General features: G+C 39.8%; 12 protein-coding genes. 9 read left to right on the top strand and 3 right to left on the bottom strand.

Features of this window, described 5'->3' with window-relative positions:
- The first annotated feature begins 521 nt into the window (after window positions 1-521).
- The 4 genes from RMY31_RS23545 to RMY31_RS23530 all read left to right on the top strand — a co-directional run bounded on the left by RMY31_RS23545 (window position 522) and on the right by RMY31_RS23530 (window position 4,167).
- Entirely contained in the window at window positions 522-1,334 is an 813-nt protein-coding gene (locus RMY31_RS23545; RefSeq protein WP_322658503.1) for a cation diffusion facilitator family transporter, read from the top strand.
- Complete coding sequence (locus tag RMY31_RS23540) at window positions 1,331-1,546, top strand: hypothetical protein (protein WP_322658504.1); 216 nt, start codon at window positions 1,331-1,333, stop codon at window positions 1,544-1,546. Before RMY31_RS23545 ends, RMY31_RS23540 begins: the two co-directional genes overlap by 4 nt.
- Window positions 1,547-1,585: 39 nt before the next feature.
- Entirely contained in the window at window positions 1,586-3,541 is a 1,956-nt protein-coding gene (locus RMY31_RS23535; protein ID WP_409878221.1) for an alkaline phosphatase, read from the top strand.
- Between the two features lie 119 nt (window positions 3,542-3,660).
- Window positions 3,661-4,167, top strand: a complete 507-nt coding sequence (locus tag RMY31_RS23530; protein WP_322658506.1) for a PEP-CTERM sorting domain-containing protein — start codon at window positions 3,661-3,663, stop codon at window positions 4,165-4,167.
- A gap of 94 nt (window positions 4,168-4,261) precedes the next feature.
- Here RMY31_RS23530 and RMY31_RS23525 read toward each other — a convergent pair whose 3' ends face one another.
- Window positions 4,262-5,173, bottom strand: coding sequence for a phosphorylase (locus RMY31_RS23525; RefSeq protein WP_322658583.1), 912 nt, complete (start codon window positions 5,171-5,173; stop codon window positions 4,262-4,264).
- A gap of 518 nt (window positions 5,174-5,691) precedes the next feature.
- On the opposite strand from RMY31_RS23525, the gene RMY31_RS23520 reads away from it, so the two are divergent.
- Together RMY31_RS23520 and RMY31_RS23515 are read left to right on the top strand one after the other, a co-directional pair.
- A complete protein-coding gene (locus RMY31_RS23520; protein ID WP_322658507.1) occupies window positions 5,692-5,937 on the top strand; it encodes a hypothetical protein in 246 nt (81 codons plus the stop codon).
- An 11-nt stretch (window positions 5,938-5,948) separates the two neighbouring features.
- The gene (locus RMY31_RS23515) at window positions 5,949-6,968 is read left to right on the top strand and encodes a hypothetical protein (RefSeq protein ID WP_322658508.1); all 1,020 of its coding nucleotides are present in this window, start codon (window positions 5,949-5,951) and stop codon (window positions 6,966-6,968) included.
- 611 nt (window positions 6,969-7,579) lie between these two features.
- Here the strand turns inward: RMY31_RS23515 and RMY31_RS23510 are convergent.
- Entirely contained in the window at window positions 7,580-8,743 is a 1,164-nt protein-coding gene (locus tag RMY31_RS23510; RefSeq protein ID WP_322658509.1) for a PAS domain S-box protein, read from the bottom strand.
- Between the two features lie 1,784 nt (window positions 8,744-10,527).
- Here RMY31_RS23510 and RMY31_RS23505 point away from each other — a divergent pair.
- Window positions 10,528-10,866, top strand: a complete 339-nt coding sequence (locus tag RMY31_RS23505) for a hypothetical protein (protein ID WP_322658510.1) — start codon at window positions 10,528-10,530, stop codon at window positions 10,864-10,866.
- A 113-nt stretch (window positions 10,867-10,979) separates the two neighbouring features.
- Here the strand turns inward: RMY31_RS23505 and RMY31_RS23500 are convergent, their stop codons facing one another.
- Entirely contained in the window at window positions 10,980-12,209 is a 1,230-nt protein-coding gene (locus tag RMY31_RS23500; RefSeq protein ID WP_322658511.1) for a glycosyltransferase family 4 protein, read from the bottom strand.
- Between the two features lie 249 nt (window positions 12,210-12,458).
- On the opposite strand from RMY31_RS23500, the gene RMY31_RS23495 reads away from it, so the two are divergent.
- A complete protein-coding gene (locus RMY31_RS23495; RefSeq protein WP_322658512.1) occupies window positions 12,459-13,475 on the top strand; it encodes an Npun_R2821/Npun_R2822 family protein in 1,017 nt (338 codons plus the stop codon).
- 49 nt (window positions 13,476-13,524) lie between these two features.
- The gene (locus tag RMY31_RS23490) at window positions 13,525-14,514 is read left to right on the top strand and encodes a glycosyltransferase family 2 protein (protein WP_322658513.1); all 990 of its coding nucleotides are present in this window, start codon (window positions 13,525-13,527) and stop codon (window positions 14,512-14,514) included.
- Window positions 14,515-14,559: the final 45 nt, after the last annotated feature.

Raw genomic sequence — 14,559 nt, 5'->3', positions numbered from 1 at the left:
CCCTGACTCTACGAGTGATTCAAGAATCAAATCGGATTGTTATATCTCGGTCATACAAAAGAAAATTTCTACTTTTAAAAATGTCTTCATCATAATTGTTTCCTCAGATATTTTGTACTTCACACCCCTATAACCAAATTGCACTCAGATAAACAAATAAAAATCATAGAGTTACACAATTTCACAAAATTTATGAGTTTGCTTCGATGCGATCGTTCAGATATGCTATTTTCTCTAAACTTTATACTTTAGAGTAGTAGAAATTTTTCTCAATGCCCACAGCAAGCAGGAACTTTTCACTACGTCTTTGGCGATCGCAACTACCAAAGTCATAATATAATAATAATCATTACCAAAATCAGTTAGCTCAATCGCCTCAAATATGCTGTTTTCACCACTATGATTTGGAATTATTTAGTCTACCTAAATATTTTTACCTCCCATTAAACCCAACTTACGGAATTGTTAACTTTCGCACTGATAAATTTAGGGTGAAATATACAGGTATTTAGGTATTCAGAATGGTGCTTTCAGCACAAGAGCATGTGACTGATAGTTCGGCATTTGATTTAGCTTCTAGTCAGTCTTTAAGTTCAGATTCAGTGCCATCAAACCAGGTTAAGCAAAAAGTCCAAACTCTGTGGACTGCTCTAGTGTTACTAAGCACTTTTTTTTGTGTGGAATTAAGTGCAGGAATTTGGAGTCATAGCCTGTCTCTTTTAGCAGATGCACAGCATGTTCTTTCAGATGTAGCAGCTTTGGGTCTGGCATTATTGGCAATTTGGCTATCTAATTCTATGTCCAACCGGACTATATTTAGGCGCTATCGGCTGGAAGTTCTAGCAGCTTTAGTTAACGGCATCGGTTTAGCTTGTGTTGCTGCTTGGATTGTCAAAGAAGCTTTAGTGCGGCTGCAATCTCCAGATACAGAGATTTTGGGCTTACCAATGTTAACAACTGCATTAATTGGACTGGCAGTTAACGGTCTTAATGCTCTTTGTTTTCACGGATGTAGCAATCACGATCTGAATCTCAGGGGTGCATTTCTGCATCTATTGGCGGATTTAGTCAGTTCAGTGGGAGCCGTATTAGCTGCGATCGCAGTTATCTGGCTGAATTGGACTTGGGCCGATGGGGTCATCAGCTTGGGAGTGGCAGTGATGATAGCACTTTTTGCTGCTTATCTAGTCATTCAGAGCGTAAATTGTCTGCGCGGTCAGGTAGCGAATATTACCAATACGTCCTGCCTATGTAATCTGCAAGCAGAGGTGTATAGCGATCGCTCTTCAGCAGAAAAGCTATTATTTCCATCTTTACAGGAGCTGATTCGATGATTTCGTTACTAAAACAGTACAAACGTTTATTGGTTTGGTTAATATCAGGTTTGGTTATTACAGTCTTGTTATCCTTAGCAACACCAGATCGACAAACAGCTACTGCCTTTAACCAAAGTAAAGCCACAGCGGTTTCTACTCAGCCAAGTGTCAATCCTGAGTACCCAGACTTTGCTGCTACTCATCTAGAACCCAACTTTTATCAGTATTAACCGCTAACAATTGCTCGATTAGTTTTAAGGCGCACTGCAATGATTTCATTTTTGCGAAAGTATAAGCGAGCGCTAGCCTTTACTATGGCTGGCTTCCTTTGTAGCGTTTTACTGGTATTCGGTAATTCTGTTTTTCAGCCTACCTTAGCGGCTGGTAACGGAATTAACGTGATTATCATGATTGGCGATGGTATGGGTTGGAATATGGCGCGGGCGGCAGCACTTGCCAAGGGCGCTCCCTTTTACACTAGCGGTAAAGGCTCCGGTCTGAGCTTTCAGAATCTGACTGGATATGGACTAGTAACTACCTACGGTACAACGATTCAAGGGAATACACCTGAAAATCCTAAAGATCAGCCACATCTCACAGGTAACTCTGCATTGGACGGGTCTAATCCCCTCACCGGTGCAAGTCCTATTCGCCCGAACTTCTCATTTAAGCCTACTCCTTTTAATCCAGGCGATCGCCTTGATGGCAATAGTCTAGCAGATGGTAACTTGGCAGGTTATGACCAAAATAAAGGCGGCCCCGTTCCCTGGATTCCTCTAACCCCAGCTAATCCTGGTACGTACGACAAAGAGTACATCAAGTATAGTTATCCCGACTCTGCTAATACTGCTACAACTCTTTATACAGGTGTAAAGAGCTATAACAACGCGATGGGGGTAGACATTTACGAGAAGAAGTTGAAAACCATCCTGGAAATTGCTAAGGAAAAAGGTAAGTCTACTGGTTTGGTCACTTCCGTACCTATTAGCCACGCCACACCTGGTGCTGCTGCTTCTTTCGTAAATCGTCGTAGCAAGTACGACAGTAAATATGACCCCAGCAAGACCAACCAAGATAGCATTTTGCAACAGACATTATTAAACTTTCAGCCTAATGTTTTGTTGGGTGGCGGTCATCCTAAAGACTTTGACAATAAAAGTAGTACAAGTACAGCAGAAGGTGTCTTTAACTATGTATATGTTACGGAAGACACATACACGCATCTGAAAGACAACCCTACGTCTAATCGTTACGGCTACACCTTTTTAGAACGTGGCCCTAATGCAACTCAGACACTACTGAAAACGGCTGCCAAAATCGACCCGAATAAGGGAGGCAAGTTATTTGGTCTATACGGTGCCCGTGGGCAAGAAGGCAACCTTCCTACTAGCTCTTCTAAGGGCGACTACAGTCTAACAGGTCTAAATAACGGCTCGCTCTATACCTCTGTTGTTAAAGCAGTAACTCCCTGTCCATCAGGTCAGATAATTCCTGGGACATCTGGGGATTGTGTTCCTATCATTGATGCAGCAGGTAACCCAATTTCTGGACCTACACCTGATACTGTGCGTCCTCTAGCTCCTGGTGAAACTGACGCTAGCTTCATCGCCAGAGAAATTAATGAAAATCCGACTTTAGCTGATTTGACCAAAGCAGCTTTAACTGTTCTTGGTAAGGACAAAGATGGTTTCTGGCTGATGGTTGAGGGCGGTGATATCGACTGGTCTGCTCATGATGACAACATGGATAACCTAATCGGTACTATGAATGATTTTGATAAGGCAGTCCAACAAGTTATTACCTGGATCAATAATAACGGTGGTTGGAGCAAGAACTTGCTACTTGTGACTGCCGATCATGACCACTACCTAACCCTAAATGATGACTTTGTATCAAAGCTGACTCCCAATCCTGACCCCAGTAAAGCCAGAGGCTTGAAGTATAACGCTAAGAACATTACTTTCAACAAACACAATCCTCAAGACGCTGGTCACTTCTGGGGGGCAGATCCAAAGTACAAGTACCTCTGGGGTAGCCACAGCCGCCGAATTGTACCTGTTTACTACCAAGGTGCTTATTCATCGAGTTTGACCCGATACTTCGGCCAAGGCTTCCAGATAAAAGATAGTTCTGGTACTTACAGTGTGCCGGGTGTTCGGGGAGTGGTCGATCAAAGCCATATCTTTCAAACTATGAAAACTGCCCTTACAGAGCCGCCACTTTAAGACATCACTTCACTGAACACTGACTGAGGGCTTTGTGTTGCAGAGATGTATCTTACCACGTCTCTGCGCTATCAAACTTTTTCGGTCTTTTTGCACCTGTTCTTTATCAAAGGAAAAAAATGACTGACTTCATCTTTAAGAAATTAGCAGTTGTCACAGTCGGAACTGCTCTAATGTTTTCGGTAGGGGAGACTTTGCCTGCTCAAGCTGCCAACCTCACTTACAGTTTCGCTAACGTTGATAAAACGCTGATGGGTACTTTTTCGTTCGACGAGGCGGCCGCAGCAGACCAACAAGTAACAATTTCAGAGGGTCTAAAGATTTTTACCACCTATGCTGGGCAGTCCTACACCGAAGCAAACGATGCTTTAGCGTTGGTGTTGACCGACTTGTCAGGAAAAATTCCAGAAGGACAAGGATTGGGATTGCAATTTGTAATACCTGATGTCTTCACAGTCTACGGTGACAATTTTATCAACCCAAACGATCCGACTGATGCGGGTGTTCAGGCAATTACCTACACTAGTGTTCCAGAGCCAAGTTCTATGCTTGGGTTGTCTGTGTTGGGACTAGGTTTATTCTTAGGCAAAAAAACTGCATTTAAGTTATTCAGTATAAAGGCTTGAAAAGACCTAATTCTTAAATAGAGCAATTTTTAGGTAAACATACTACGGCTAAGATGGGGAGTGATAAAATATTCACTCCCTACTCCTCATTTCCTCACTTTGATACCGCAACATTTCTGAGGATGGTCATTGGGCCTTGGTTTTTGAGAAGCTGCATTTCTGACTCGTTTCGCACCAGCAGGGCACCGGCAAATCCCAATGAGTTTATAGAGATAGATTGGAAATGCTCCTGCGATCGCGGCACGATTAACATCCATTCTCGTGTAGCTAAAAGATTGTAAGCTCCAGATTGTTTGTTCTCTGCAACTGCATCTAAACCTACAGCAGACAATAAGGTATGATAACACTCCAGTAACGCTTCTGCTGCTATTAACGGAGACTCCACCCAATTACGATCTAGTCGTACAAAAGCGTGTACAAAAGGAAGTCCAGGTATAGTTGCAATAGAATCATGAAATTGTGCTGATGTCAGCAGCGGTTCAATAGGTATCTGCGAACCCGAAGGCGCAAGTGGTAAAGGTACAAGTTGCAAGTGCTTGTGTCGCTGACTAGCCCCTGCGATTTTACCACCATTGTAGAACGCTAAACCATCAAAGTCAGCTAGACATGCCCATAAAGCTGCAAAATCTGACAACGTGAGTAAGCTTTCCTGTTCCTCGAAAGCACGAGTGATAATCAGCAGGTGATAGTCAACTACGTTGAATTTGTTCAAGATACACACATGGGTGTCAGAAATATCCGCAACAAATAAATCTTCTTCATAGGGAAGGAAAGGATTGAAATCCTTTCCTGAAGTAGCAGTTTGTTTGTCTTGTTTTTCCTTGGCTGCTTTTTTGCGGTTCAGGTTAGACAAAATCCGCACGAGGAATAGCACACCATCCTGTTCTACAAATTCAAAATCTGTCGGTATCGATAGCAACGCTCCACATTGCAAAGCGTGTTCAGTCCGCTCTTTGACACTTGTCCATAAAGTGCCAGATTTGAGTAATATTTTCCGCTGTGCTATTTGTTTTTTTTCAGGCATGGTCGAATATTGTAGCAGTAACTAGTCCTGAGTTAGTAGGGGGCGTTCGCTGTACTGTAAGGCAGAAGTCGTTCGCGTTAGCGTCTCGTACCCCTGCGGGGAAGCAAGCTACGCGCAGCGTCTCCGACAGGAGAAGAGAAGGGTAGAGTAAGCGTTCCCGCAGGGTATGGGCGAACGACCGTACAGGAGTTAGTAGTTTTATCTCCCTCATCTCCCCTTGCCTCTTCGCCCCTCTGCTCCCCTGCTCTCCTGTGGAGAGGCTTTAAAACAGGCCTGCGAATTGTTTCATATCGCAGAAATATATAAGCAAATGGCACCTAGATGTTGATAATGAACTATATGCCAAGATGCCAAGAGGATAACCAAGGGTCATTCCTACTTGGAAAATGTGCATCTTCAAATCACTGATTTGAATAAAACTTACAACTAAACACACACTGATCCTATTTCATTTGCTTGAATAGCTATATTGATAGGATTAAGATTCACTATTGTTGACTATGCCTAGTAAGTTCATTGACGTTAGAGAATACACTGTCAGGGCCCATAAACGGCAAATTCACACTCGTGTTTTCCACTTCGTCTGTAAGGAGTGCAGTCAGACTACAAAACGCGAGACTTATGGTCCTCGCCCACTATATTGCGAACAATGTCGCCCTCCGCAAGTGCCTAAAAAGTCTCAGCGGCCATCTCAAAAAGCAAAACCTAGACCAATGACTTACAAAAGTGATATCGATTTGGGTTGATTTGAAGCGTTATGAATAGTCAGTTGCAATTAGAACCTCCTCCTCAAGCCTTGATCTCTCCACTGGTAGAATTACGAGACTACTATGCTCGCCTTGTAGAAGAGTACGAAAACTTGTACGCACAAGCGCGATCGCAGCTTAACCATGTAGAAGCTTTGTTGTCTCACTGGTCTCCTGGCTTGAATCTTAATGGTAAGCTTTCTACATTTGAAGCGGTTCAAAGGGAATCCCCTCACAAAGGTTCGTTGTTATCTTTGCCTGATAGCATTTCTCACACTGACAAGGACTCGGTATCTATCCAATCTGAATTTTCATCAGATAACTTAGAAATAGATAATTATGCTGCTGTGGCTGAAGATACCAACGAATCCTCAGCATTAACCATAGACACACTTGCAGAAGCTAAAGAGAACTCGAATAAGGTAGCTGACATTCCGATGCTACCCGAACATCAATCCCTAACTCGGATGGAAGCCATTAAAAAGCTATTGCAAGAACATCTTGGTACCGTATGTCATATAGATTTCATTGTGCGATCGCTTTATGGAGATTTAGAGCCTTCTGTCTTCAAAGTAGTTAAAGGTAGAGTCCAATCTTCGCTGACACAGGGCAGAGAAAGGAATGCTTGGTCAGCTATTCCTGACGAGCCTGGTTGTTACACTCTGGATTTAAGTTTGGTAACCTCAAATCGTACTAATGGTTACTCTCAGGCTGCCAAAACCAAAAAGAAGAAACCTGTCATACTCCCGCAGACAAGAGTAGTCCCAATGCTTAAAGCATATGAGGGACAATTTTTGATAGATGCACTGACCTCTTTGTTAGAGCAAAATCCGGGCAAAGTTTTCACTGTTGCTGAAATCATTGCTGGAATTTATGGAGAACTAGATTCAGATCGAGTCAGAGAGATCAAAAGCAAGGTGCTGAATGAGTTATCGCGAGGTTATCGAACAGGACGATTTTCTAGAGTGCCTGATAAAGTTGGCCTTTACACTTGGGACTCAAATTTGATGTTAGAGACTAGGTCAGGCTAAACCATATCTTTGAGCAGGCCGATAGTCATTATCATTTACGAGAATGCTTTTGCATCAAGGAAGCCGTTTTCAGTGCATATACATCTGATTTGTTTGGCACAATCTGAAACTCTAATTTCGTTATGGGAAATAAAAAAGATTGTTTTCAAGACAGGCAAATTCGAGAAAAAGCGAAAAACGCGGTCTTGGGGAGACACAGCATTGCCAGGGTTTTCCTAGTTGTAGACGCGCTTTGCGCGGCTTCCCGCAGGGTAGCAAGTGTCGTCTTTGCTCAAGTGGAGCGATTTTTGAAGACAAGGTGTCCTTGTTTCCAACCCCCAAATTTATGATGATGTTGGCGTAATAAGGAGTATTAACCAACAAACTGTACTAGGGGCACGGCGTTATTAATATTGTGCAATACCCAAAATATAAATATTGCTGTGCCCATCCCCCACCCCATCCCGATTTTACAGATAATAGCCCAATCCCAAATTAAGAAAGGATGTATTTTTTAAAGAACAGGATAACTAATGCAAACCGCCTGTATCAAGTAAAGGTCCAACGCTAACGGTAGTTCCTCGTTGAGGGAACCACCAAGACCAGACTGCTTGACAAATTATTTTGATTCTTTAATTCTTGAATACTATATGTTTTTTTAAGTCAAAACTAATTAAACCTTGTTGTTGTAATTTGCCCATCAATCGTGTAACTGTAACTCTGGTGGTGCAACAGGCACTAGCGATATCTTCGTGAGTAAAGCGAACACTTAAGCGAGTTCCCTCCCCCACAGGTTCACCGAGTTCTCGTTTCAAAAGCTGCAATAGATGGTGCAACCGATCTTCTACCCGTCGCCTACCAGAAATAACTAAAAACGATTCAGTCTGCTGTAACCGCTGATTGATTTTTGGTAACAGAGTATAGCTAAGCATTGGAGTTACTGCTATTTCTGCTACATAAATTGATACTAACTCAACATCCGACAAAGCTATGGCTTGGTAAATGGGTAGAGAAGTCATATTAGAGCCAAAAACCATTTCTGTTGTTGCTAATCCAATTAATACTTCTTCGCCTGTTTCACAAAAGGTACTTAGCTTGACCAAACCCTGACGAACATACCAAATTACTAGTGGATTGAGAGGAATTGTTTCTCCTTTGGAGTGTTTAAACACAGGACGACCTTGACTGAGATCGCTATTTGTATTTACTGATACTAATTCTATTCGCTGATGTTGATTAATATTACGCATCAGCCAGTGAAGAGAGTTGACTCTGCCATATTGATTGCGAACCACTGCTACTGTTAAAGCTGCATCGAAAGATTCGCCACGGTATTGTTGCAAGCGTAATACTAACTCTTTAATTCTGTCTGATTGAGATAGCTGGTTAAGTTCAGTGCGAAAACACTGTCTTTCTTCAAGACTGATGAAATTAGCCATTGGTTTGCCAACCAGAAACTGCTGTGAAATGTTGAGCAACTTAGCTGCGGCAGGATTAGCTTCTTTGATGATTCCTTCCGCATTAGTAACTAAATAGCCATCTGGCGCAAACTCAAATAAATTCTGGTAATGTTGGCGTTCTGCTTCTAGGAGATTTCGTGTTTGTATTAGTTCTTCATTTTGCTGATAAAGTTCCTCTGCGGCTAGCTGCACCATTTTTGAGTTGCTGTAGAGTTCCTTAAAAGCTTCTGGCAAAAGATCCGGTGGTATCCAAGGCAAGACGCTAGCTGTCTGGTACAAATCTGCCAAACGTTGATGCAATGCTTCTGCGCGTTGGATAAACTGTTCTATGTTCACCTTAAATTCCCGCTACTTACTTGCAGAACTCGCTCGAAAAAAGTCCAATATGTCAATCACTAGGGGAATTACAACGCCCCTTTAGTAATTTACAATTGCTGCTCAAGTGAACTCTCAAAATGTACATTTATGCTAGTATTTCGCTAATTTCAGAACTTCACACAAAACAGGTAGCCTAGTACTTGAAACACATTTGGACACAGCATATTGCAATTCCAGCTAGATACTCAACTATAGACGTAGTTTTGAGAATTGCATGAGTGGAAATTTATTTTTTGGGCTATCATTCATGTTTTCCTCTAATTATTTTACGGGTTTTTGCTAAAAATTGCTTCTAACTTCGGTGGAAAAATTCTCTAGTCATAGCTAAATAAGAACGTAAAAGACGCTGATTTAAAAGGCTTTTTAAAGAAATGTAAAAAGTCGGTAAATCAGGGATATCCAAGGGAAAGCCCTTAACATCTACACTTTATAGGAAGGAATATTAGTTTAATGTTAGAAGAGGTCTTAATACCTGAATCTACTCCTTGATAATCATTTGCAAATAGCCACAGAGGATTAAAATAACATAGTTCTGTCAATCCTTAATAGTATCTGTCCTCTACGCTTGCATATTCTGAACTGTATTGAATCCTATTGATAGATTTCCTACAATATAGCGATCGCCTCAATGCTATCGAAGACGATTGTAGATGTAATAAAGAGTAATGCTGCAATTAAATGAGCTAAAATTTTACTTTAACAAGCGTTTATATCCTGTTTTTGAGCTTTTCAAGTCTATGATTGTATGCCCATAAATTATCTTTTTATCGCTACATTTTAGTTTTAAATAATTCCTGTTTCTTTTAACGACTACATTTTTTTAACACATTGTTGCTTCTATGCTGATTTACTATTCGCCATAATCATTACGATTATTCTTCAGAATAACTTTCACGATTATTTGCAGCTTCCGCCCCAGGAATCAAGCTACTACTACCGTAGGTATAGGCCTTTTGTTAAGCTTATTTGTGGTCGTGAATACAATCTATTTGCCACTACAGCAATACTAAACACAATAATTGTATAAAAAAATACATTTTACCTTAACAAAAAGAAGCATCTTTGGTTAGAGGAAAAGTTAAATAGTAATTTGCTGTACTTTAAATAAGCATAACAGCTTATCAACGCACAAGGTATGAGGAGTGATGAATTAGGTGAAATATTATCACTTATCGTCACTCCCTTTTTCTCATAAAAACTTAATCAGCAGATATCGTTGTTAACGGTTTTATCGATAAATTTTCAAATAATTATCTAGACTAAATATTAGCCCACACTACTAAGATTGACCCGCAGGCGAGGGCAGGACACGAAGAAAAGACGCAAAGAAAATTTATTACGAATGATTTAGTGTTGCTATATAAATGAATATTTTAATTTGCACTACTTCGCTTTATTAAAAGTTTACGAATTTGAAAATTTATTTCCCTAAATATACGAATCATTTAATAGCTGTATTAAGCTACGTTTAATTTCAAAATCCGTATTTTTTCTCTTACTTTCTTAATAAACATGCATATATATTTATTGATAGTTGCGTTGTATAAGCCAAAAAACACAATATCAGCCTGCATTTACTATCTAAATCTTTTGTTGCTTTTCAGGTAAATTATCTCTGATTTAATTAATTTTACCTGAACTAAATAATGATTTGTTTTTCATGAAGATATAACCAGTATCTTTATACAAAAAGTATAACGCAAATTATCCAATTCTTAAGTTCTAGCTTTATATAAATCACAATGAATCAATACAGTTATCATCTGCTATTGCTGGTATTAACAGCAGTCTCTGCGTTCAGTGTTTGCCCATGTCAGGCAAAGACTCCGTTGGGATCAAACACCGACCAGAATAATATTAGTCCTGCATCTTCTGAAGTATTGACCACAACAGATACAACAGATATAACGAAGTCATCTCAAGTAGACAATCCAGCTAGTGATACTAATAGTAAGCAAACAATTTTATCTGAAACTATTAGTGATACCTCCTCTGCTAGCAGCACGTTAGCTACTACTAATACTAATTTACGTATTCCCATATTCAGCAGGATTTTTTCTGTGCCTTCAATGCGGCAGTAATTTGAATTTTGATTTCAGAAAAGAATGTAGAAGCCCTAAATACCAAGCGGTTTCTGTCTATATGTTCTTTTGTAGAGTAGGCTAAGATGAAGTCTTAAGGATTAAACTTCATCTTAGCCTTTATCATTACTTCCAATACAGACTTGCTCATAACATTTGCCAGCGATATCCCAAGTAAATTCTGTTTCTACAAGTTGTCTGGCGTTACAAGATAATTCAAAACGCAGTTGTGGGTTATCGAATAGTCTACTAATAGCGGTAATGTACTCTGTTGGTTCATTTGCTCGTAATGCCTTTAATGATGTACCAACACCATCTACGGCTAATCCTTCTAAACCGCGATCGCTTGCTACTATTGGTACACCAGCTGCCATTGCTTCTAAAGTTTTATTTTTAATACCAAACCCTGTCCGCATCGGCACTACACAGACGGTTGCTTTGTGCAAGTACTCTACCATTGAAGGCACTCTACCAGTAACTTTAATCCCTGGTTGGTTTTGCAGTGTCAAAACTTCCGGTACAGGACGAGAACCGACAATATCGAAAGTAATATCAGGATACAGTTTTTGAATTTCTGGTAAGATTTGGTTGCTAAAAAAACAGACGGCATCTATATTTGCTAAGTTATCCATTGCACCGATAAAAACTAAGCGATGTCCCCCAGGATCGGCAGTACGTTTGGGAAAAGAAACTAAATCTACGCCATTAGGAATAACTCTAATTTTGCTGTTAGGTTTAAATGCTTGTAGTTGAATTTTATCGTCTTCGGTTGTCACTACAATTTCTGAAAATTTAGAGCAATAGCTTTGTTCATAACGACGCAAAAGTGGTAAATTAATTTTGTCTCGCAATGTGTTTTCAGAAACGCCAGTTGCTAGTTGATTAAGACAAGTACCGTAGACAGAACTATGAATATTAACGACTGTTCTTAGCTGTTTTTGAAAATGCGATCGCACATAAATTTCATTGACACTATGTTCGCAGGTAATCACATCACATTTTCTTGCTTGCACAAAGCTATCAATCCACTCTTGTATATCAACTGAGTAGCGGTTGAGTACGCTTGGCGGTGTACCTTGTTGCACAAATGTACTAAATCGCTGTATTCTATTCAGTATTCCTGCGGTAGCTCCAACGTCTGGGGGACGTTCAAAAATGGCTAGATGCTCCACACAATCTCGCAATCCTAATATCTCTGTGTCTGTAACATCGCGATCGCGTTGAGTCACTAAGGTAATAACATGACGTTGACTCAGATACTTGAGTAAGTTAAACGTTCTAACTTGAGTTCCTCCCCGCGTTGGTGGATAGGGAAAGGTGGAAGATAGCATTAAAATGTTCATATAGTTGATATCAGGAATAACACTAAGTAAAGTGATGACATATATACAATGACTTTAATTAGGGCTTAATGTCATCACTAATATCCCTTATATGTTTTTTTCCAAGCAGATCGAAACCTAACTACCACCTGACTAAAATAGCAAATTTGTTTAGTGAGATGACATGTTGCCAGACATTATGCCATCATTGGGCTGTCTACATGATTCTTAAAAAAAGTTTTCAAACACAAACACAAAGGATTTGTGAAAATGGAATTTTTCGGTGTTTACACCCTTGCTAATGATATTGTCTACGATCAATTAGTCGCATTACTCAACAGCATTGAGGTGAATGTTAGCCCAGATATTCCTATTTGTATTATTCCCTATGATGAACGGCTAGCTCGTATTAGACAAGAAGTTAATTCTCGTAAGAATGTAATCCTTTTTGATGATTGGGAGGTAATTCAACGCTGGGAAGAATTTGCTCATCAGGTTTGGGCTGCTCATCCTAGAGAAATGCAGAATAAAACATCCCGTCCTGGTTGGTACAAAAGTCATTTACAAAGAAAGTTTGTGACTTTTGAAGGTATTTTTGAGCAGTTTGTATTCTATGACTGTGACAGCTTAGCAATGAAGCCAGTTACTGATGTTATAGAAAAGCTAAAAACTTACGATTTTGTGTTTGATGATTGGGAACATATTAAACCTAGGTCTGTAGCTGCACTAGATATTTCAGTTATCCAAAAATCCGGGCTGTATACAGAAGTAGATATCCGTCCTAAACTGCATTGTTCTAGCTTTTTTGGCTCTAAACGAGGATTATTTACTGCTAAAGAAGTTGAAGAAATGAAGCAGTTATTAATTGACCAACGAGAAGTTGAATGGATTAATGGATATGGCTGGTGGGATGACGCTTTTTTGTTTAATTATATGACTTTGCGATGCGATCGCCCATTATTTAACTTTACACTCAGTTCCGAATATCAAGATAGAACTGGTAATTGTGCCAATGCCGATACCTTCATTAATGTTAATAATATTCTTTATGACCAAGAAGGATTAAAGCCAATTCATCGCATTCACTATATGAGCTATTCTTCTAGAGATTTTGCCAATTTATGTCAGGGTGAAGATGTCAATATTCGTTATCAAGAAGAATTTTTACACTATCGTTTTCTGAAACAGCCAGAACTCAAACCAAAACAACTAAAACCACCTAGTATATGCTCAATCACTAACAAAAATATTCAGAAAATTTTAGGTAAAATTACAGTTAATATATAAGCTTAAAAAAAGTGTATCTTGATTTCAATTATCAATATTTTTCATAATTATGCCAAAAGTTAGTGTTTGCATTCCAACTTACAACCGAGCAAGTTTGCTGCCTTACGCAGTTAATAGTGTGTTAGCTCAAACTTACAGAGATTTTGAAATAATAATCTGTGATGACGGTTCTACTGATGATACTGCTCTAATAGTAAATCAATGGGATGATCCACGGGTTCGCTATATTAGACATCCTGTTAATGGTGGGCGCAGTCGCAATATGCGTTCGGGTTTTGAGGCTGCTTGTGGTACATACTTTATCAAATTTGATGATGATGATGCTCTAACACCTGAGTTTTTAGAGAAAACTGTGGCTGTTTTAGAAGCGGAACCAAATGTAGATTTTGTTTGTACTAATCACTGGATTATCAATCAAAACAACGAAAAAATTGAATCAGCAACAAAAGAAAATTCTGCAAAGTGGGGAAAAGATAAACTCCAGCAGGGAGTGATTTCTGACTTGATGAGGCAAACTTTTGAATATCAAAGCTTACAAGTTGGCTCAACGCTATTTCGTCGGGCTTGTTTGGAAGAAGTTGATTATATGCGTCCGCAAGCTGATGGATGTGAGGATTTTGACTTACTGGTAAGATTAGCGATCGCTGGTAAGCAAGGATATTTTCTGCCAGAATTTCTGATGGAGTATCGTTTTCATGGCGGCCAGACAAGTTTAAAACAAAACTTGCACTTTTTATCTGCAAAAGTTTTCTGTATCAGTGGTTATAAATTTCCCAACGAAGAATTAGAAAAACTGCGATCGCGGAAATTAGCTGGAACGCAGCAAGCTTTAGGATTAAGGCTGATTGAAAAGGGAGATACCGTAGAAGGACGGCGACTTTTACAGGAATCGAGTCGGGTGTTGGGGAGCGATCGCAAAATTCTGCTTGGTCTAGTGCTATCTTATTTACCAACAAGTTTGCGACAATTTGCTTTGCAGAGTTTTCGTCAGGCGCGCCCCAAGGATTATACAGAAAGAGTGCGAGAAGCTGCCGTTTAAGAAATAGGCAAAACTACATATAGTTAACTGCAAACATTTGAGTTT

Source organism: Dendronalium sp. ChiSLP03b, from assembly GCF_034531165.2.
Taxonomy (GTDB): Bacteria; Cyanobacteriota; Cyanobacteriia; order Cyanobacteriales; family Nostocaceae; genus Dendronalium; species Dendronalium minutum.
Note: the sequence above shows the minus strand (reverse complement) of the source record. Positions and strands in the feature narration are given on the sequence as shown.